At 45.9% G+C, this 20,206-nt stretch carries 16 protein-coding genes; 6 read left to right on the top strand and 10 right to left on the bottom strand.

What is annotated here, in order from left to right; all coding sequences use genetic code 11:
* Positions 1–11: 11 nt before the first annotated feature.
* From flgK to ACKU40_RS10910, 5 genes are all read right to left on the bottom strand, one after another.
* Positions 12–2,042: a flagellar hook-associated protein FlgK gene (gene flgK / locus ACKU40_RS10890; RefSeq protein ID WP_320172826.1), complete on the bottom strand. Its 2,031-nt coding sequence runs from the start codon at positions 2,040–2,042 to the stop codon at positions 12–14.
* A 26-nt stretch (positions 2,043–2,068) separates the two neighbouring features.
* Positions 2,069–3,610 carry a flagellar hook protein FlgE gene (locus tag ACKU40_RS10895; protein ID WP_320172827.1) on the bottom strand — a complete coding sequence of 514 codons (1,542 nt, stop codon included), beginning with the start codon at positions 3,608–3,610 and terminating at the stop codon, positions 2,069–2,071.
* A gap of 25 nt (positions 3,611–3,635) precedes the next feature.
* A complete protein-coding gene (locus ACKU40_RS10900) occupies positions 3,636–4,307 on the bottom strand; it encodes a flagellar hook capping FlgD N-terminal domain-containing protein (protein WP_320172828.1) in 672 nt (223 codons plus the stop codon).
* Positions 4,304–4,849, bottom strand: a complete 546-nt coding sequence (locus tag ACKU40_RS10905; RefSeq protein WP_320172829.1) for a sigma-70 family RNA polymerase sigma factor — start codon at positions 4,847–4,849, stop codon at positions 4,304–4,306. The genes ACKU40_RS10900 and ACKU40_RS10905 overlap by 4 nt, the downstream gene beginning before the upstream one ends.
* 341 nt (positions 4,850–5,190) lie before the next feature.
* Positions 5,191–6,048 carry a flagellin gene (locus ACKU40_RS10910; RefSeq protein ID WP_320172830.1) on the bottom strand — a complete coding sequence of 286 codons (858 nt, stop codon included), beginning with the start codon at positions 6,046–6,048 and terminating at the stop codon, positions 5,191–5,193.
* A gap of 251 nt (positions 6,049–6,299) precedes the next feature.
* Here ACKU40_RS10910 and ACKU40_RS10915 point away from each other — a divergent pair, with 251 nt between their 5' ends.
* Genes ACKU40_RS10915 through ACKU40_RS10930 form a run of 4 tightly spaced genes read left to right on the top strand, consistent with a single transcriptional unit; the run spans position 6,300 to position 10,988 of the window.
* Positions 6,300–6,998: a response regulator transcription factor gene (locus ACKU40_RS10915; RefSeq protein WP_320172831.1), complete on the top strand. Its 699-nt coding sequence runs from the start codon at positions 6,300–6,302 to the stop codon at positions 6,996–6,998.
* A 2-nt stretch (positions 6,999–7,000) separates the two neighbouring features.
* On the top strand, positions 7,001–8,932 hold the full coding sequence (locus ACKU40_RS10920; RefSeq protein ID WP_320172832.1) for a TonB-dependent receptor plug domain-containing protein: 1,932 nt from the start codon (positions 7,001–7,003) through the stop codon (positions 8,930–8,932).
* Positions 8,920–9,480 (top strand): YfiR family protein, encoded by a 561-nt coding sequence (locus ACKU40_RS10925; RefSeq protein WP_320172833.1) that lies wholly within the window; start codon positions 8,920–8,922, stop codon positions 9,478–9,480. Before ACKU40_RS10920 ends, ACKU40_RS10925 begins: the two co-directional genes overlap by 13 nt.
* Positions 9,477–10,988, top strand: a complete 1,512-nt coding sequence (locus ACKU40_RS10930; RefSeq protein ID WP_320172834.1) for an ATP-binding protein — start codon at positions 9,477–9,479, stop codon at positions 10,986–10,988. Before ACKU40_RS10925 ends, ACKU40_RS10930 begins: the two co-directional genes overlap by 4 nt.
* 15 nt (positions 10,989–11,003) lie before the next feature.
* Here the strand turns inward: ACKU40_RS10930 and ACKU40_RS10935 are convergent, their stop codons facing one another.
* The 5 genes from ACKU40_RS10935 to ACKU40_RS10955 all read right to left on the bottom strand — a co-directional run bounded on the left by ACKU40_RS10935 (position 11,004) and on the right by ACKU40_RS10955 (position 16,645).
* Positions 11,004–12,056 (bottom strand): potassium channel family protein, encoded by a 1,053-nt coding sequence (locus ACKU40_RS10935; protein ID WP_320172835.1) that lies wholly within the window; start codon positions 12,054–12,056, stop codon positions 11,004–11,006.
* Between the two features lie 126 nt (positions 12,057–12,182).
* Positions 12,183–13,916 (bottom strand): bacteriohemerythrin, encoded by a 1,734-nt coding sequence (locus ACKU40_RS10940; RefSeq protein WP_320172836.1) that lies wholly within the window; start codon positions 13,914–13,916, stop codon positions 12,183–12,185.
* Positions 13,917–14,111: 195 nt separating this feature from the next.
* Entirely contained in the window at positions 14,112–14,378 is a 267-nt protein-coding gene (locus ACKU40_RS10945; RefSeq protein WP_320172837.1) for a multidrug efflux SMR transporter, read from the bottom strand.
* 91 nt (positions 14,379–14,469) lie between these two features.
* Positions 14,470–15,654 (bottom strand): diguanylate cyclase, encoded by a 1,185-nt coding sequence (locus ACKU40_RS10950; RefSeq protein WP_320172838.1) that lies wholly within the window; start codon positions 15,652–15,654, stop codon positions 14,470–14,472.
* Positions 15,644–16,645, bottom strand: a complete 1,002-nt coding sequence (locus tag ACKU40_RS10955) for a BMP family ABC transporter substrate-binding protein (protein WP_407944283.1) — start codon at positions 16,643–16,645, stop codon at positions 15,644–15,646. Before ACKU40_RS10955 ends, ACKU40_RS10950 begins: the two co-directional genes overlap by 11 nt.
* 245 nt (positions 16,646–16,890) lie before the next feature.
* On the opposite strand from ACKU40_RS10955, the gene ACKU40_RS10960 reads away from it, so the two are divergent.
* Together ACKU40_RS10960 and ACKU40_RS10965 are read left to right on the top strand one after the other, a co-directional pair.
* Complete coding sequence (locus ACKU40_RS10960) at positions 16,891–18,219, top strand: sensor domain-containing diguanylate cyclase (protein ID WP_320172839.1); 1,329 nt, start codon at positions 16,891–16,893, stop codon at positions 18,217–18,219.
* A gap of 63 nt (positions 18,220–18,282) precedes the next feature.
* Positions 18,283–19,956: a bifunctional diguanylate cyclase/phosphodiesterase gene (locus ACKU40_RS10965; protein ID WP_320172840.1), complete on the top strand. Its 1,674-nt coding sequence runs from the start codon at positions 18,283–18,285 to the stop codon at positions 19,954–19,956.
* Positions 19,957–20,206: the final 250 nt, after the last annotated feature.

The raw sequence follows: 20,206 nt of genomic DNA on the forward strand, positions 1-20,206 counted from the left end.
AGCTGGCCTCCTTACATAATACCCAGAACAGTCTCGAACATTTCCTGAGTGACTGAAAGGATCTGACACGCAGCCTGATATTGCTGCTGATATATGGTCAGATTTATCAATTCCTCATCAATGTTGACCCCGCTGACCGACTCCTGCTGCTCAGCGTATAGCTCGGCTGAAGCAGTATCGCAGGCAACTTGAGTTTCCACCTTTGAAGCTGCGGAACCGACTTCGGCAACAGTCGCTGCAAGAAATTCTGAAAGAGTCGCGCTCTGGAGACTACTCCCCTCACCTATTGATACGGACTCGTTCGTCAAATCGTTTATGGCTTCGGCAACTAAATTGTTCCCGGACGAAACCGTTCCGTCATCAGCTACCGCCCCGGCATTTACATGGGACGAACTTTCCGTAACATACGAATTGATCGATATGTCTGAAGCTGAACTACCGGTAAAAAATGTATTTATGCCTGTTGCTGCCAAAAAACCGGAAGTATCGTCCGAAAATTCAAAAGTAGTATCACCGACAGCCTGAATCTCCAGCTCTCCGTCAGAATTCACCGAAGCTGTCAGTGAGCCGGAAAAAGCAGTATTTATCTGAGTAACAACATCATCGAGAGAATCTGTGGAAGGATCGATAGTAATAGATGCGTTAGAGGCAAGATTTCCATCAGCATCATAGGTATAGATGGAAAAAGATCCGGCCTCGATCTCATCTTCATAGTCCAAACCGCTATTTGAAAGCGCTGCAGTCTGGTCATCCACAGCATAAGTGCCTTCCACAGCTGAATGGTGTTCGGTTCCAGCGCCCTGTGAGTGTGCAGAGTTCACTTCCCAGATCAGGGCAGAAGCATAATCGTCAAGTTCATCAATAGTCGGTTCTATGTAATCGTCACGGACCTTGAACAAACCCGCGATACTACCGCCGGTAGTTCTGTTGGAAACATCATCACCACTTGAATCAGTCATGGGAGTTATGTTGACCAGCCCGCCGGAATCGCTTTCCCAGTACAGCCCGGTCTTGGCTACTACTGTGTAGCGGTCACCGGCTGTGTGGTCCGCAGTGGCACCGGAAAAGGAAATCTCCACCCCGGCTATGGTTACAGAATTGTCAGCATCATCGGCTGTATAAAGCAGAGTGTTACCGTTGGAGTCTTTTTCCCAAGTTTCCCCGCCATCAAGTGAGACCTTGAACTGGGCGGTCCCGTCCGGGCCGGATGACACAAATTCGATCAGGATTTCTTCACTGGAAGTTCCGGAATAGCTTATTTCTCCGTCATAGGCAGAACCGGGCTGCAGTGATTCAGTAGAACGTGACCCACTGTAAACCAGTGAATGTGTTTCAGTGCCCTCAACCAGAGGCTGTCCGGTTTCGGTATAGATTTTGGTCTGTCCGTCACTGGAACTGATAACCTCAACCCCGACGAGTTCATCGAGTTCCCGGATGGCCTGATCCCGGCTGGAGATGAGTTCTGTATTATCTGAATCCGCAGCAATTTTTTTATTGAGAAGCGCAATTGAATCAATCAACTCATTTGCAGTTGCAACCTGATCAACGATTTCAGATTCAACTGTGTTCGACATTTCCTGAAGCTCGGACGAAGTTGAGGTCAGAGAATAGATAAGGGTCTCAGCTTCGCTTAACAGTGAGGTTCTCTCAGCCAGTGAATCAGGGTCTGAAGCCAACTCGCTCCATGCGCTGAGAAACTCGTCCAATGTTGAAGCAAGACCCTCATCCTCACTCTGGTTGAATATGGTATCCATTTGGGAAAGGTAGTCGTACTGAGCTTCGCTTGAAGTCAGCTGTGCCGAGGCCGAAAGGTACTGCTTCTCAATAAAGCTGTCCCAGTTGGCCTGAACAGCAATAATATCTGCACCGGTGCCGATACTGTTGCCGCCGACACTGATATTGCAACTGCTGTCATAGACCGTATCTGTACGCTGGTATCCCTCGGTCTCGGCATTGGCAATATTGTTACTGGCATTCTCAATAGAGATCTGGGCATTGTTGATAGCCTTCTGCCCTATGTACATTGCGTTGCTTAAACTCATGACCTACCTCCGCTCCTTCCGGCTAACTATCTCTTCAATCCGATGGCGGTCTGAATCAACTCATCAGTGGTGGTAACGACCTTACTGTTGGCCTGATACGAAGACTGGATGATGATCAACTCGGTCATCTGTGAAGCAAGGTCGACGTTGGATGCTTCAAGTGCATTCGAAACAACTGAACCGAACCCGGCTGAACCGGCGGTACCGATAATAGCTTCACCTGAATCAGTGGTTGCGCGGAAGAGGTTGCTGCCTTCAGCTTCGAGACCGTCCTGATTGGTAAAGTCAGCTAAAGCAAGCTGGTAGAGTTCAATAGACTGGCTGTTGGAGTAATTACCGATGATAATGCCGTTTTCATCAACAGTGACAGACTCAAGTGAACCGGTGGCATAACCGTCCTGCGAAACAGTATAGGTTGCGGAAGAACTGTCGCTGTAACTGGTGGTGGCACTGTTCTCCAGAGTATAGTCACTGAATGAAGGTAGATCGGAATAGCTGGTTGCAGCCGTGATATCGTCAAGGCTGTCAATACCGCCGCTGGTATCCCAGGTATTGTTATCACTGGACATACCGAAACTGATTGCGACATCCTGCCCGTCACTACTGCCGGTGAAGTTGAGATTAACCTCAGGAAGACCGGAATCGCTGAAATCTGCCAACTCCCAACTTGATGCGAGTTTGGAATCCGCTGCGGCCGCGTTGCTGGCGAGAGTGAAGGAAGTCATGGAGACCAACTGCCCTTCAGAGTTAAAGGTCAGAGTACCGGTCATTGCCAGTCCCGCACCACTGGTTGTATTCAGGGCTGTTCCACCGGAACCGGTACGCATGTCATCTGATGCATCTGTTGCGGCAACATATTCCCAGACAATATTACCATCAGCGTCTACATCCACCGGGTCCATATAAAAGGTAAGGTCATGAGCCGAACCGTTTTCATCATAGATAGTCAGAGTGGTGGAATAGCTGTACTGAGAATCATCAAGCGGCGGATCATCGGTACCGTCGTAAAGTTCGAACAGCGAAGTGTACGGATTTGCAGTTACAGCTTCATCTGTGCTCTGAGAGTTCAGATTCAGGGTAACGCTTACTTCAGAAGTTGCTTTTGGCGGTGACTGAGACTGGTCCAATTGAATGGTGGTCAATGAACCGGAAGCTGTTCCATTTTCGACTTCCCAGCCCTGAACCTGATTCCCGTAAGTGTCCACGAGGTAACCATCCTTATCGAAATCAAAGTTCCCGGCACGGGTGTAGTATGTGGTGTTGGTATCCGGGTCGACTACGATAAAATATCCGTCTCCGTTAAGAGCCACGTTGGTGGAAATACTTGAGTCCTCATAAGACCCCTGAGTATAATCAGTGTTGACTGTTGCAACTCCGGCTCCGTTACCAACCTGATCACCGCCGCTTCCGGTGGTAATTGAAGAATAGAAAAGATCTTCGAATACGGTTGTGGAACCCTTGAAACCGATAGTACTTGAGTTTGCAAGGTTGTTTGAAACAACTGATGTTGCCTGAGAGTTAACATTAAGTCCTGAAATTCCGGTATACAATGAACTGGTGATACCCATTTTTGCGCTCCTATTAATTATAAGGTTAAGAAATCAGGCTGACATCAGTGATTGAGACTTCACGCCCGTCATCAAGTGTCAGAACTGTATCTCCGGAATCCTGCTGCACTGAGATGACAGTGCCTGCGGACAGGAGGGTCACATCAAGAGCGGAATCGTCCTCGTCATAACCAAAGGCCTCCACCGTATAAGTTCCGTCAGTATCCAAGTCGGCCTGGGCACTGAGAGCAGAACCGGAAATTTCTGTTTCACCAGCTTCAACATCGGTCATGTAAACCGTGTTCACGATGTTTCCGTCTGAATCGTAAATGTTAAGTCCGATAACAGATGCATCCTCTTCGACCTTGACGGTAATGTCGGAAACTTCACCATCTTCCACGGTAATAAATCCACCTTCAGCCATTACTTCCTTGCCCACGTAACTGGAGGTACTGAGGGCAGCCAGGGAATCCAGCTGGTTGATGATCGTTTCAAGGTTTTCGTTCTGGTTAACGTCTTCATCCAGCATGGCGTAGCTGGTCATCTGGTTGATCATTTCAGAGTTATCTACCGGGTTGGTGGGGTCCTGATATTCAAGCTGGGTTGTCAGCAGGGTCAGGAAGTCCACCTGATCCAGAGAAGTATTGTCACTGGAGGTCGTAGTGGTTGCGGTGGTAGTTGTGTCAGTGCTGGTGTAGCTGCTGATTGCTGTGGTCATGATACGACCCTCCTCTTAGTGGCCGCTGAAAAGTAGCGGCGGAGTTTTTGGATTGCCTGATGCTTGATGCAGCGTACTGTACGGGAGGTGATACCCAACTGTTCCGCTACTTCAACAGCCTTTAAATCTTCCCAAAAAATCATCCTTACGACTTCTTTTTGTCTGTTAGACAATATCTCTTCGGGAAAATTAAAATCTATTTTTTCATTTTTCTGTTCTGCAAAATCTTCAAGATCATCTATATTAATATATATACGATTATTTTTTCTCATATAATCAACTGCAACAGAACGGCTTATGATATATAACCAAGTATTTATGGAACTTTTTTCAGAGGAGTATCGAGATATGTAATCATTTTTTATTATTTTCAACGCTACTTCCTGACACACTTCATCAACATCATTTCTAGTAGCGCCTGAATATTTAGAAAATACAAACTTACTGACTACATTTTTAATAAAATTAATATTTTCATTAAAAAAACAACTTATTTCTCTTTCAGAAATATATTCGTATTTATGTTCAATGTAAGTATTCATAATCCCTCCTACTGCCTAGAAAGGAGCAACTTACATTCCTAGTAATATTAATTTACGATGCAATTACGTTTAGAATAAAACAGATTGAGTTTAGGATTTATTAAATAGATTTAGTCCAGCTAATGAAAAAAGGCCGAAATTAAGGATTCTTAAGCAGAAAAGAGTTATTTTCTGGCTGAGAGGGGAAAAATAAGCAGAGGGGAACTTTTTGCCGGAACATTTAACCGCCATGAAAAGAGAAAAAGGCTGTTATCCCAACAAGTCAGAACAACAGCCTCAGGCATAAACACAAAAAAAGGCCCGGTAATCCGGGCCTTGGTTAAATTTTTGAAGTTGACGAACTAGCCGATGAGTGACAGAGCCATCTGAGGCAGAGAGTTTGCCTGAGCAAGCATTGAAACCGCAGACTGGGTAATAATCTGCTGCTTGGAGTAATTGGTCATCTCGGTTGCGACATCCACATCTGAGATCTGGGATTCTGCGGCCTGCAGGTTTTCACCCTGAATCTCAAGGTTGGAAATGGTTGCCTCAAGTCTGTTTTCAAGAGCACCGAGGTTCGCCCTGATCTTATCCTTGGACGTAATGGCTGCATCAAGGGCAGCCAGAGAAGCCTGTGCAGCCTCCTGAGTTGATACTGCGAATCCGGCACCTTCTGCACTCTGGTTACCGATACCGAGAGCTGATGCGGTGCAGGTACCGATTTCCACATCATACTTGTCTTCTGCGCTATCGTTACCAGTTCCGAAGTGAATGGTAACAGCATTATCTCCGGAGACATTACCATTAAGCAGATAAATACCGTTGAAATCGGTAGCGCTGGCAATTCGGGTGATCTCAGAAGCCATTGCCTGATATTCCTGGTCAATCAAAGCACGCTGAGCTGATGTGTAGGTACCGGTTGCGGCTTGCTCTGCCAGCTCCTTCATACGGATGAGCTTTTCATCCACAACGCTGAGAGCTCCGTCCGCAGTCTGGATCATGGAAATACCGTCATTGGCATTTCGCACACCCTGCTGCAGAGTCGAAACATCTGAACGCATAAGTTCGCGGACAGCAAGACCTGCGGCATCATCTGCTGCAGAGTTGATGCGCAAACCGGAAGACATCTTTTCAGTAGAAGAACTGAGGGCGCTGTATGCATCATTAAGATGGCGAGCGGTAGCATTTGCAACGGTATTGTTATTGATTACTAATGACATAAAAACCTCCGTGTTTTATCGTACATCCTTGCACTATCAGCAGGCGACCGATTCACCTGCCTTTACTTGCTTATACGCAACGGAGGTAAAGAACGTTTATGAGGGAAATATTTTCACACCACGTTCAAATTGCGGACACTATATACAAATACAACATATCTTAATATTTCTTAATCTAATTAACACTTATTTACACTAAACTTATTTGCTTATCCCTTCTAAACACATAGTATGTGATGCAGGAGAAAATTATGAACAAGATACTTCTTATCGATGACGACCCGGAGATGGGGGAGCTTTTATCCACCTATCTGGACGGCGAGGGGTACAGCCTGCATCACAAATGTACTGCAAAGGAAGGACTTAAAGTCTTCGGCAGCGATGACTACGACCTCATCCTGCTGGACATTGTTCTGCCTGATATCAGCGGGCTTAATGTGCTGGAAAAAATCCGGCTGGACTCAACAGTTCCGGTAATCATGCTTACCGGTAAGGGAGATGAAGTTGACAGGGTGGTCGGCCTTGAGATGGGTGCTGACGACTACATATGCAAACCCTTTCCCCTACGCGAGCTGCTGGCCCGCATGCGCGCCTCCCTGCGTCGCTGCTCCATGACCCAGCAATCCCACAGCATCACCCCCAGTTCACGAGGCAAGCTCAAAGTCGGGGAACTTGATATCAACCTTGATTCCCACGCCATTATGGTCAAAGGAATCGAAACCCACTTCACCGCGGCCGAATTCAGCATCATTGAACATCTGGCCGCCAGTTGCGGAAAACTTATTGAACGTGACCAACTCATGGAAATCGCACTCGGCAGGAGCGCCGACTTTGATGACTATGTACTCAACGTGCACATGAGCAACCTGCGCCGTAAAATCGGTGATTCCGTCTCAATTAAAACCATCCGCGGTCGCGGGTATATGATGACCTCGAGGACTCAGGCTTAAGCATGATCCGGTTGCGGTTGGCAATTATTGCCCTCTCTCTCATTATTCTGGCCATGGTGGCCGGTACCGCACCAAGTTTTGCAGAAGACAAGGATGTCTCTGCTGAGCTGGAAAATCTCGACCTTGAAGACCTGTTGCAGGTCGAAATGGTCTCCCCCTCCGAGCGCAAGCAATCCCTTGAAAATATAGCAGGCTCATACACCATCCTCACCGAAGAGGACATCAAGCACAGTGGAGCCAAAACAGTTCCTGAAGCTCTGCGGACTGTTCCCGGCGTGGTTGTAACACGTACCGATACAGACAAATGGGCTATTGGCGTAAGGGGATTTTCAGGCACATTCAACAGCAAGCAACTCATCCTTGTCGACAACAGACCTATTACCTCCCCGTATTTTAACGGAGTTATCTGGTCCAGCCAGGATCTCCCCGTCCAGATGATTAAACGGATTGAAATCATTCGCGGTCCGTGGACCAGTCTCTGGGGTTCAGAATCATTTAACGGTGTAATCAACATCATAACCAAATCCGCTGCAGAAATGCAGGGAACCCAGAGCGTAACAACTGTCGGAACAGATGGTGTAAGCCAGTTCATCCGTAAAGGCGGACACATTTCCGAAAATGCGACTATGGCTGTATATGCCAAAGGCGGGTATGAACCGGGCAAGAATTACCGTATCAGAGAACGTACGGAAAAAGGCTCTACCGACTGGGCCACTGGTTCAGGAGGATTCCGCACAGACTGGCTTAATGCCTACACAGACCAGTTTTCTTTACAAGGCCAGATTTCAGGCTCAACAATTTCGGAATACGCTCCCCCGGGCAACCCCTTTTCCGCCAACAAAGATAAAGAAGATTACAGCGGCTATACGCAGCTGCTCTGGGACAGAAAAACCGGAGTAAAATCCGGAATGCAGTTCCGTACATCCTACACCAGATCTTTCATCACAGTTGCGGACATGGAGAACATATCCAATTCTGTTGACTCAGAATTCATATATTCCAACGAACAGTTTGAAGACCATTTCCTGACCTTCGGGCTGGGCGGAAAATATTTTTGGAATTCATTCAAGCAGGGAGAACATGTTCAGGTAGAAAACGACAGTATCTACCGGCTTGATTTCAGTGGATTCGCCAAAGACCGCATAACTCTGATCGACGATAAGCTTTTCCTGACCCTCGGTTTGAAACTGGATTATTCCGGTGACAGTGAACTGGCGCCGCAACCAACTGCACGTCTCCTGTACATGGAAGACGATGAAGAATACTGGCTGGCACTTTCCTATGCCAACCGCAAGCCAAGCTACTGGATTCGTGAAGGCAACTACCGGGTCAGAGTCAAAGACAAAGAATACACTGTCGATTTCGATGGAAACCTTGAGAACGAAAAACTGTCCACTATTGAAGCCGGGTACCGTAAGCTTTTCAGCGAAACCCTGAAGCTGGATCTTTCCCTGTACCTGAACAACTACGACCAGATGGTCACCTTCAGTTTTGATGACACCACAAATACCGCCACCCCCGTGAGCGGACTGTGCGGTATTTCTTACGGAACCGAAATTGCCCTTGACTGGCAGCCTTATTCATTCCTGACCCTGCGACCTTCAATCGACATTTCCAATCAGGATTTCCAGAATATCCCTCCCGGAATTCCCGGTTTTTCACCTCCGTTGAATACTCCGCTGTACAGCATAAAATTTCAGGCCCTGATCGACATTGCCGACGACTGGGAACTGGACCTGTTCACTTCATATATCAACAGCATGGATGACAAGGACCTTTCCACCGGATTCGGATTTGATGCCCGACTGGCATGGCAGGCACGTGAAGACCTGTCCGTAGAACTCATCGGCAACTACCTGTTGACCAATATTGACGAAGGTAACTATTCACCGACTGAACCGTCCTGCACGCTGAGGCTGACATGGGACTTCTAAAAAACCATAAAATACTGGCAATTACAATTGCCACTCTTTTTATGGTATGTTTCATAACCGAACTGACTGCTCATGCCGGCCCGAAAACAGGAATACAGCGCCATATCAAGGTTACCCAGCCGCAATTACAGGCTTTATTCATAAAGAAAATTACAAAATATGTACTTGGCCCGGACAAACGAAGAATCATTGCAGATCGTCCGGTCACCGTAGCTGCGATCGCTCCGAAGAAGATTTCCCGATTCTTCAAAAATCAGGATAAATTCAGACTGGTAAGCTGGCCGGATGAAGATTTCAAAGTCCTGTTTATTGATGTGGACAATCCGCGCATAATCGCTGCAGTGCTCAACCAAGTCAGGGGCAAGCCGGTTCTGACCATCGGCCAAAGCCCTGACTTTCTGCGCATGGGCGGCATGATCAACCTTGTCGAATCAGGTTCACGCTTCAAGCTGCAGGTCAATATCTGTGCAGCACGTGAAGCGGGACTGACCATCAGTTCCAAGTTGCTGAAATTATCTGAAATTTATTGCGGAGACACACCACAATGAAAAAATACCGGAACAGCATCGGGCGCAAAGTAGGCCTCGCGATTCTGGGTACGACCATTGCTGCGGTTGTGATCTCCCTGACCCTGAACATCGCCTCATTTTTCCACTCTTTCAGGCAGGCAACCCTGAAAAAAGCGACCTCGCTGACACAGGTGCTGGGTACTTCCGTTGCCCCGGCACTTGATTTTGATGACCGGGATTCTGCAACCGAAGTCCTAGAATCACTAACTCTTGTAGGTAATTCCATGGGAGCAGCCATATTTACCCCGGATGGTAAAATTTTCGCCGAATTCGGCACGTCAGCCAAAGAACTTCCGGTTGAAACGTCAGAAACAATCCAAGACTTCAACCGCTACCGCATTGTTAAAGAGATACGTTCCGGTGATGAACTTTTGGGCTTTATTGTGCTGGATGGTTGCTTCACTGAACAGCTGGACTGGTTCTTCCAGAATCTGGCCACTTCCGGTCTCATTCTGGTTACCGTATTGAGCACCTGTTTCCTGACCACTGGATATCTCCGCAGAAAACTGACTAAGCCCATAGGTCAGTTAACGGATACTGTGCGAGATATTTCCGAAAGCAAGGACTACGCCCGTCGAGTCTCCTACCGCAGTGACGATGAAATCGGCTATCTGGTCACGGAATTCAACTCCATGCTGGCCAAGATCGACAAGCGGGACCAGTGGTTGAACAGCCACAGAGAAATGCTGGAGAACATTGTTTCGCAGCGCACCAAGCAGTTACGCTCAAAACAGGCTGAACTGGAGAAAAAAAACAAGCTGCTGGTACAGCAGATTCACGAACGGCGCACCGCGGAAATGATCCGTGATGAGGTGGAACGCATCAACAGGCACGACCTCAAATCCTCACTCAACCTTGTAATCGGCTACCCGGAACTACTGCTCAACAGTGAAGAAGAGCTAAGTGCGGAGCAGCGTAAATACATCAAACGTATTGCTTCTGCAGGCTACCGCATGCTGGATATGATTCAGTTTCATCTGGATATGTTCAAAATGGAGCAGGGAATTTACCGCCTGAAAACCATGAATGTGGATCTGGTCGACCTGATGACTTCGCTGGAAGAGGAAATGGCCCTGCTGCTGAATCAATCAAAGGTAACTCTCTCCATCATGCTGGACGGCAAGGAAATAGAGGGGGTGGAAGAACTCTTCCTGACCGGGGAAGGCATGCTCCTGAGAACCATGTTCCGTAATCTGATCAAAAATGCGGTGGAAGCTTCCAATGAAGGCGATTCCGTAACCATAGCCATCAGCAGCGGCCCGCCCATAGCAGTAACCGTCAAGAATACTCTAGCGGTTCCCGAAGAGATCAGGGAAAGATTTTTCGATAAGTATGTCACACTTGGAAAAGAAGACGGGACCGGACTGGGTACATATTCCGCAAAGCTCATTGCCGAGACTCACAAGGCAACAATTATCATGCACTCTGCTGAAGAAACCGGAACAGAAGTTACAGCCTGCTTTGTGGATGAAAGCAGTGCGGCTTAGTCTCCCTGTCCGGAGTTACTCCGCATAGTAAAGCCCCTCGGAACACCCGAAAGCATCATTCAAGCTCTCTATGCTGCTTCCTGAAGTCAGTACGATCAGATAATCCCCGGCACCGACCCTCAAGGAAAACGGCGGCAGTTTATTCAGTTCCAATCCCTGACCTTTATCCTGACTCACCCCGATGGCCAGCACATTGAAGGATTCACGCAGTTCTTCAAAAATATCTCCATAACTCTGCCCGTCAAACCTGCTGCCTTCCTTGATAAAATACTGCTGAACATCATAATCCTGATTACCGTAAGCCGAAGAAAGAAGGTCTTCATTAAACTGAGCCACGCTGGGTTCGAAAATATAGCTGGCAACAATCTTGGAAGAAATATCATTGCGGCAAATGGTAAAATCCACTCCGGCGCTGGCAAATGTTTCCTTCAACTCGGAATTCTCAATAGTCGCCACAAAGGAAAGATGGGGATGGTACTTCTTGGCATTGAGTACGAAGACAAGATTCTTGGTGTCATCGCCGAGGCTTGGCATGAGTGAGACGGCTTCTGCGGCATTGGATTTTTTCAAGCACTCACGGCAATTCATATCCGAGAATATCACAAATACCTGCTTGCGCGAAAAGCTCTCGTAAATAAAATCAATATGATCTTTATTGTCCGTAACAATACATACTTTTTTACCGGCATGGACAAGCTGGGTAACCACATCTTCAGAGAATTCATTCCAGCCGACAATTATCACGTGGTTGCTAAAAACCGTTCCGTCAAAACCCATTTTACGCCTCTCCGCCAAAGTCTGTATATGTTCGCTAAGACTTCCGATGAAATAGCCGAGTATCCCTACACTTCCCAGCACCATGACCATGGAAACCATCTTCCCGACAACGGACGTGGGATAATGATCACCGTAACCGACAGTCGTCAGGGTAACCAGTGAATACCAGAAAGCATCAAAGAGAGTTCTGATATTGGAATTCTCACAGGCTGATTCAAAATGATAGATGAGCAGGATAGTGGCAAGATACCCCAGTAATGCTGCCCAAAAAAAGTAAGTGCCCTTTTTCATGCCTGATTTTTTAGCATGTTAAAGGGCACATAACAATGATGAAGAAAGAAATCCGCACATGAATTCATCCATGTGCGGAATAAAAAACCTGAAAACGGCTAGCAGGACTTATCCCGCACGTAATAATTAGCGGATTCCGTGACTATGCATGAAAGAGGTATACTTACGGTCTTCTCCCTGAATATGCTTCACCAGCCAATCCTTAAGGAAGTGCATGACATCCATGGTCACCTTAGCCTTACCGCTGAGCAATGCTGCTTCAAATTCAAGCACCTGATTGACGAACTTTTCGTGCAACGCCTTGTGTGCCGGAGTCTGTGAATAACCATAGCGGTCAAATATTTTTTCTTCAGTGCTGAAATGGTCGACGGTGTAATTCTTCAACTCTTCCACCAATCTTTTCATGACCGTATCAGATGCGCGGTCACGCATGGCCTTGTGCAGTCCGTTGATCATGCCGACCAACTTCTTGTGCTGCACATCAATGGCCCTGACGCCGACAGAAAAAGCGCTGTCACTCCAGGTAACCAGTTCAGCTCCTGCAGCAGAGGCAAGGTCTCCCTGAGCCATGCCATGGATCAAGGTATCAAGTTCCTGAACAAGGCTTGAAACCTCAAGAAGGATCTTGCGGGCCTCGCCCATTTCTTCTGCTGTTTCCTGTGCCACTTGGGTAACGTCGGAAACAGCATTATTGATTTCTTCACTGGTGGCTGACTGCTCTTCAGAAGCAGTGGCAATGGATTCAACCTGCTCGGAAGTAGATTCAATGATGGTTACGATTTCCTGCATGTACCTACCGGATTCAACTGCGGTTTCAGTACCGGCAACTATATCTGCTGCAGCGCGATCTACAGAAGCCACGTTGGTCTTGGCGTGTTCCTGAATATCAGTAATAGCTTCGCCAACCTCTTTGGTGGCTTCCATTGTTTTTTCAGCCAGTTTGCGGACCTCATCGGCAACAACGGCAAAGCCGCGCCCAGCCTCACCTGCCCTTGCGGCTTCAATGGCAGCATTCAGGGCCAGCAGGTTGGTCTGGTCTGCAATATCATTGATCACGTTAATGACGCGGTCAATATTTTCTGCCCGCTTGCCAAGCTGGCTCATGGTCTCTTTAAGGGAAAGGACTTCGTCCTCAACCTTCTTGATCGCATCAACAGCATCATTGACCCCACGTGCACCGGTTGCAGCATTTTCACGCGACTGATCCGCATTTCCGGCGGCAAGTGAAGCGTTACGGGCAACCTCAGCCACAGTGGAGTTCATCTCTTCCATTGCGGTGGCGGTTTCTGTCATACGGTCACGCTGAACCTCAACGCCTTCACCTACCTTTTCAATCCGCTCACTTAAATCACTAATACCCGAAAAAATACGTACGGAGGAATTACCGGCCTTGTCGGCCGCCTTTCGCATGGAAGCAATAAGTTTTTGAGTCTGCTCTTCCGTATCCCGGCTGGTTTTCAATGCTGCTTCAATTTCAATATTTTTTCTACGAGCCTCCTCGCTCAAGGATTCGGCTCTCTTGTTGGCCTCTTCCAGGCTGGCAACCATGGAGCAGACTGCCACCTTAAGCTCTTCCAGCTCATGCATGTAAAACCCGGCACACTCATCATTGGCTTTCCCTTTCTGCACATCAACGGCAAAATCCCGCAAATTTTCAATGGGAGAAATTACATTACGGCTGATGCTGTAAACGATAAAAAACGTAAGCACTAGACTCGCCGCAATTCCGCACAGCAGAACAGTAGAAGAGGCCGAACCGAAAACGAAATCCGGGCTGAAGACAAAGAGAATAATAGCGATAATTGCCGGGATAAAACCAAGGACAAAAGCAGAAAGCTTTAATCGAATAGAAATACTCATAAATTGTAACCTTTTTATTTATATATGGATTCAATTAAGTATGTGTGAAATAGCATCAACGCATTCAAAAAGAAATTTCTTTCGTGACGACTATTTGTATTTATAATTACTAACAGGCAAAAATTAGTAGTAATGATTACTATCAATGTCCAGCTTTATTTAAAAATAAAAATCAGTGATCACTGACAGGAAGAACTAATGGCTGGCACCGCTCAATTTCAGCCCTACAACTCCGGTAATAATCAGTAACAAACTGACAACTTTAAGTACTGAAACAGATTCCTTGAAAAAGAAAATCCCTATGGTGAAAATAATTGCTGTTCCAAGGCCGGACCAAATGGCGTAAGCTACGCTGACATCAATTTTCTTTAAAGCGAAAGCCAAAGCAGTAAAAGAAGCTCCGTACAAGACGAACATCAATGCAGAAGGAACAACTCTGGTAAAACCTTCTGAAAATTTCATAGCAATAGTTCCGCAAACCTCCAGCACAATTGCACATGCTAGTATAATCCAATATTGCATTTACTTCCTAAATCTTATTATAAACCTGAATTTAAGTTAATTTGCTTGCTGGACCGAAAACAACTCTGTCCCGGCCTTCCTGCTTGGCTTTATAAAGAGCCTTGTCAGCTATATCCATCAACCCTTCGAGCTTATCTGGACCGGAATTATCTGTATATCCGACACTTACGGTAACGGTCTCTCCATGAGGAAACTCATATGCCGAAACATCCTGCCGAAGTCGGTCAAGCAGGTTATGGGCATCATTGCTGGGAGCTTCAGGCATGACTAATACAAACTCCTCCCCACCAATACGGGCAAAGAGATCTGTTTTACGAATCCGCTTTGAAATCACATCTGCAAAGCTTTTCAGAACCTCATCTCCCACAGAATGCCCGAAATTATCGTTTATCAATTTGAAATGATCAATATCAAAGAGAGCAAGTGTTAGCGGATGGTTGTAGCGGCCGCTCAACCAGAGCAACTTTTCAACTTCACCGTAAAACCCGCGGCGGTTAGGAAGCCCGGTCAACTCATCAGTTACCGCCATTTCACGCATCAAGCTGAAAGTCTTCTCCAGCTTGGTTCGCATGTCATCCAGAGTTTTACCGAGCATGGAAAACTCATCCCGCCCCTCCCAACTGTACGGAATTCCTAGCTCTCCTTTTGACAGGACCTCCACCTGACTCATCAATCGGTTCAATGGCTTGAACACCTTAAAATAAATAGCCGGAACTATCAGCAGCAACCCGCCCATAAACATGGTAACAAACATGAATATGATACGGTTGCGCTCTTTTTGAATTCGCGGAGTTACCCAATCCTTGTCCACCGCTACCAGCACATATCCCAATTTTTCATCGTTTTTGGTTACTGTCTTAACCAGCTCAGATACATTGTACTGATGTTCAGGTGTTTCCTTAGAAACACGCAACAGGTAGAGATCATAAATAGATGAAAAAATTTCTATCCTTACAATGCGCTTATCCTGCAAAAGAGTCCTCACAATATTGCGTGCCTCTTCCGGCGAAAAGGAAAGCATCGAATCTTCAGCACTATCAACAAGAGTATCCAAAGAACTCTGATGAAATTCGGCAAGCTGGACCCTCATCTCCTTTTCTTCCAACGCAAACAGTATAACCATACCTGCAGCCAGAGGGACAACCAGTCCGATCAGCAGGACCTTCAGCAGAAACAGGGAAATACTATGCAGACTTATAACATATTTACTTATCATGGCTTGGACAGGTCGGATCTTCTGTATATTCGTTAACCGTAATTTCGCCGAGAACTATTTTCCTACGGATATTCTCAATGCGATTGCGCATCTCTTGCGTCACCAGCTTTTCGTTATGAGCATCGAACACAATCCCAACTGCTTCCTGCTCCAACCCCAAACGTTTATAATTGTCACGCCAGATACCTCTCCTGGCCAGCATCAACGCTGCATAAACAGCCTTATCCGTGTGTTTGACCATGGAAGTGAGCACGCTGTCGGGATAAAGACCGTTCTGGTTAATATCCACACCGATGCCAAGCTTACCGCGTTCAGCACAGGCTTTAAGAACAGCAGGTCCTGCTCCGCCGGCGGCCTGAAAGATAACATCAGCACCCTGATCCATCATTTTGTCAGCCATATGTGCGGTTGCATTACCATCGAACCATGCACCATCATAACTTCCAGTAAAAACTTCAAGCACCACGATATCCGGATTTATGTACTTGGCTCCTTGAGAATATCCACACAGAAAACGGCGCTGGAACCCTGTATCCACAATTGAAATAAACCCAAGTTTACCGCTTTTGGAAGCCATCGCCGCCAAAGCTCCGGCCAAAAAAGCACCTTCGTGGTCGGCAAGCACAAAAGAGTAGACATTCGGCTCATCACGCACAGTATCCAGAACAATAAATCTGGTTGCCGGATACTTGCGCACAAAGGGAACCATATTCGGAAAATGATTGCCATACATGAGAAATATCGGAGAATACCCCTCGTCAGCATACTTCGTAATTGTATCAATGTACTCCTTAAAGCTCATACCAACTTCAACTTCTGTGCACTTCTCTCCGGTATTGGCTTCGAATCTCTCTACCCCTTTATGAATTGCAACACTGAATGAATTCTTTTCAATCTTTCCCTGATAGACAAGAACCGGATTGAAATCCTCAGCGTTAGAACTGACTGGAAGCAGAACAAAAACGGCTACCATCACTAGTAGATTAAACAATTTCTTCATCATGCACCTTTAGATGAGCAAAATCAATTTACAGAAAACAGTCTAATACTTTAGCATATAGGCAGCTTAAAGTATTAAACAATATCAGCATTTTAAAAATAGTACTTTTTTATACTAAAAAGCAAGATATCATTCTTGCTTCTTTTTTTGATTCATTCTTCCTGTGCTGATATACTTGCCACAGCAATATGTTTCAGACTAATTCAAGGTAATATTGCTGATGACATGGAGAATTGATGCGCATATATATTCTGAATATATTTCTTCTATTAATACTGGCAGTTCCTGCAAACGCAAAAGAGATTCCTCAAACACTGACTATCACTAATTCAAACACATGGCCGCCCTATTCATTCACAGGAGAAAACGGCGAGCCCAGAGGGCTTCTGATCGATTTATGGCGGGAATTCGGCAGAAGAAACAAAAAGAAGGTTGAATTCATACTCACAGATTGGAGTGAATCCTTAGAGCTGCTCAAAAGTAAAAAAGACATCATCCACGGAGGGCTGTACAAGTCAAATGAACGTAGCGAATATATGGATTTCACGGAACCACTTGCGCTTCCGCTCAACACAAGGCTCTTCGTCTCCACGAAACTGAACATCACCAAATTATCAGAACTCGGCAACATCCCGTTAGCAGTGACCAAAGACGGTTATGCCGAAGCTTATATCCGCGAAAAATACCCGGAAATACAACTGACACCATTCCCCAATGAGAATGTAATATCAGAATCAAGACTTGCATTTGCCACCGATTATCCGGCGGCAATGTACCATCTGCACAGAATGGGTGCGCATGACAAATTCTATGTAGCAGAAACACTGTATACAAAAAGACTGAGTGTTGCCGTCAGCAAAGGAAATGAAGATCTGCGGGACTTCATCGAAAAAGGGATGAAAGATATTCCCGATCAGGAAATAAACCGTATTACTCAAAAATGGATTCAGGCTGTCAGTATCACTCCGGACTGGCTCCTGCCTGCAGCTATTACGGCTTTCTGTATAATGGCAGGTGGATTCATATTTCTTTACATATTCACACTGAAACGACAGGTAGCTGCCAGAACAAAAGAACTGCGTGAAATGTCCCAGACGGATATGCTTACCGGATTATATAACCGTAGAAGAATGGACGAAATCATGCAGCATGAATTCGACCGCTTCAGGCGATATAACACACCGCTGACATTAATCCTGATTGATATCGATTACTTCAAAAACATTAATGACACCCATGGGCATACAATCGGCGATGATGTCCTTATCCGTTTTGCGGAAATTCTTATTTCAAGCACCCGCAAGACAGACCGCATCGGCCGCTGGGGAGGGGAAGAATTTCTTATTGTATGTTCAGAAACAACCTCCGATGAAGGAGCTCTTCTCGCCGAGAAATTACGCCACCGAATTGCTGAAGCCAGTTTTCCAGCCATAAACAAATGCACGGCAAGCTTCGGTATCACCGAAATAAACAAAGATGATGACTTTACGAGCCTCTTTGCGAGATGCGATGCAGCACTCTACAGTTCAAAAGAGCAAGGCCGTAATAAAGTTACTGTGGTTTAAAGTTCAATGACAAGACATTAAAGCTCTAATTGACACCAATATGGACTAATTTTAAATTAAAGCATGCATATATTAAAAGACCCCGAATCATCATTCTTTTTCGCCTGTATTCTTTCAGGTCTGACAATACTTTTGTTCGGAATATCTTTTTATCTCAGACAGCTTCTCTCTCTGCGCAAACTGGAACCTACTCTGTATAAACAAACCCGCAAAAGTTTCCTCGTTCTAATTGGACTTATAGGTTCATTTCTTGCGGGATATTCTGCTGTTATTGTTGGTATTGCTTTTCACTACGAAATTGATTTCAACTCGATTTTCGGTCCTATATTATTTCTCGGTTCTTTATTTGTTCTGGCTACAGCATACCTGACGCTGAGTATGTTCAAAAAACTTTTGAAGTCGAGAAACGCATTAAAGAATCAAGCCTACCACGACTACATGACCAAGCTGCCAAACAGGCGGATGCTAACTAACCAATTGAATGCATATCTTGCGCAAGGCAAGGATACTGACCTGAAATTCAGTGTCTTTTTTCTCGATCTTTTGAATTTTAAAAAAGTAAATGACAGCTTCGGGCATCACATCGGCGACAGAATTCTCATACAATTTGCTGAAAGACTAACAGAAGCCATTGGTTCGGAAGGACTTGTATGCAGGCTTGGCGGAGATGATTTTATCATACTGCAAAAAGACATCTCACCTAATGAAAGTATTCTAAGGTTACGTAAATTACGTAAAAAAATATTACATCCCTTTGAGATTGACGGCCTGAACTTCAGCCTTGATATAAGCTTCGGAATTTACGCCTATAATAATCAGAAGAAAATAACCCCGGATGACATATTAAACCGTGCAAATATAGCCATGCGCCGTTCAAAACAGCGCGGCAACAATGTCGTGAGCATTTTTACCAAGACCATGCTTAACCAGACTCACGACATTTTAAAATTCGAAAACAGCTTCAGAACCGCATTGCAAGAAGACCAGTTTCAACTGGTTTTCCAACCCCAGTTCAGAATTCAGGAAGGGATAAGACTTTCAGGTTTTGAAGCTCTGGTTCGCTGGCACCACCCAGAACGGGGCATGGTCAGTCCTGCTGAATTTATCCCCTTAGCGGAAGAAACAGGGCTTATTGTTGAACTTGACCGCTTGGTAATGGAAAAAGCCTGCTCCATGTGGTCTGAATGCCTCAAACATTCAGGCGGGTGTAAAAACCTGCATATCTCCATCAACCTCAGTGCCAAACACATCACAGAATCATCCATGATGCGCTATATCGAAGAGACCATCAAAACTTATGACATCCCTCTGCAGTCTCTCTATCTGGAACTGACTGAATCAGCTTTCGTCAACGATCCTGAACTGGCAGCAGCGCGCCTTAAGTCTCTTAATAAGTTGGGAGTTCATTGCGCCATTGACGACTTCGGCACAGGATATTCATCACTGGCTTATCTTAACAACTTTCCGGCACGGAGCGTTAAGATTGACCGCAGTTTCATCAAAGGAATCGAGCCCGGAAATGATGGTACAAATTTATTGGAATCAATAATCAAACTGGCTCACGGATTGAATATGGAAGCTGTCGCAGAAGGGGTTGAGACTGAGCAGCAACTGGAAATACTGAAGGGACTGAACTGTGACACCGTACAAGGTTTCTATTTAGGTAGACCTATGCCCAAAGAAGAAGCCCTGCAACTTATCGCAAATCATAAAAAAATAAACGGGCCGGAAGAGTGAGCTTCCGGCCCGTTTGGCTTTCATGGGGACGAGGTGTATCCCATGTATGAGGACGTCGTATTCCGGACTACTGCGTTGTTGCCCTGAACGGCAGTGAATCACATCCCAAAATATGCTCTATTTATTTTGAGGAAAAATTAAATTTTTCATATCAAATTCATATACATGAGTTCGATATATGCGTCGCACACCGTCCCTGCAGTGTGCCGGAAACCTTCATTTAGGAGGTTTTCAGTTCCCGGCATCCGGA

The organism is Maridesulfovibrio sp. (assembly GCF_963666665.1).
Lineage (GTDB): Bacteria > Desulfobacterota > Desulfovibrionia > Desulfovibrionales > Desulfovibrionaceae > Maridesulfovibrio.

What these genes read in the sequence shown, in the direction of transcription:
- ACKU40_RS10935 (WP_320172835.1), bottom strand. Translation starts at nt 12,056, where the DNA reads ATGAAAAAGGGCACTTACTTTTTTTGGGCAGCATTACTGGGGTATCTT.
- ACKU40_RS10910 (WP_320172830.1), bottom strand. Translation starts at nt 6,048, where the DNA reads ATGTCATTAGTAATCAATAACAATACCGTTGCAAATGCTACCGCTCGC.
- ACKU40_RS10945 (WP_320172837.1), bottom strand. Translation starts at nt 14,378, where the DNA reads ATGAAATTTTCAGAAGGTTTTACCAGAGTTGTTCCTTCTGCATTGATG.
- ACKU40_RS10930 (WP_320172834.1), top strand. Translation starts at nt 9,477, where the DNA reads ATGAAAAAATACCGGAACAGCATCGGGCGCAAAGTAGGCCTCGCGATT.
- ACKU40_RS10940 (WP_320172836.1), bottom strand. Translation starts at nt 13,916, where the DNA reads ATGAGTATTTCTATTCGATTAAAGCTTTCTGCTTTTGTCCTTGGTTTT.
- ACKU40_RS10965 (WP_320172840.1), top strand. Translation starts at nt 18,283, where the DNA reads ATGCATATATTAAAAGACCCCGAATCATCATTCTTTTTCGCCTGTATT.
- ACKU40_RS10900 (WP_320172828.1), bottom strand. Translation starts at nt 4,307, where the DNA reads ATGACCACAGCAATCAGCAGCTACACCAGCACTGACACAACTACCACC.
- flgK (WP_320172826.1), bottom strand. Translation starts at nt 2,042, where the DNA reads ATGAGTTTAAGCAACGCAATGTACATAGGGCAGAAGGCTATCAACAAT.
- ACKU40_RS10960 (WP_320172839.1), top strand. Translation starts at nt 16,891, where the DNA reads ATGCGCATATATATTCTGAATATATTTCTTCTATTAATACTGGCAGTT.
- ACKU40_RS10950 (WP_320172838.1), bottom strand. Translation starts at nt 15,654, where the DNA reads ATGATAAGTAAATATGTTATAAGTCTGCATAGTATTTCCCTGTTTCTG.
- ACKU40_RS10915 (WP_320172831.1), top strand. Translation starts at nt 6,300, where the DNA reads ATGAACAAGATACTTCTTATCGATGACGACCCGGAGATGGGGGAGCTT.
- ACKU40_RS10895 (WP_320172827.1), bottom strand. Translation starts at nt 3,610, where the DNA reads ATGGGTATCACCAGTTCATTGTATACCGGAATTTCAGGACTTAATGTT.
- ACKU40_RS10920 (WP_320172832.1), top strand. Translation starts at nt 7,001, where the DNA reads ATGATCCGGTTGCGGTTGGCAATTATTGCCCTCTCTCTCATTATTCTG.
- ACKU40_RS10925 (WP_320172833.1), top strand. Translation starts at nt 8,920, where the DNA reads ATGGGACTTCTAAAAAACCATAAAATACTGGCAATTACAATTGCCACT.
- ACKU40_RS10905 (WP_320172829.1), bottom strand. Translation starts at nt 4,849, where the DNA reads ATGAATACTTACATTGAACATAAATACGAATATATTTCTGAAAGAGAA.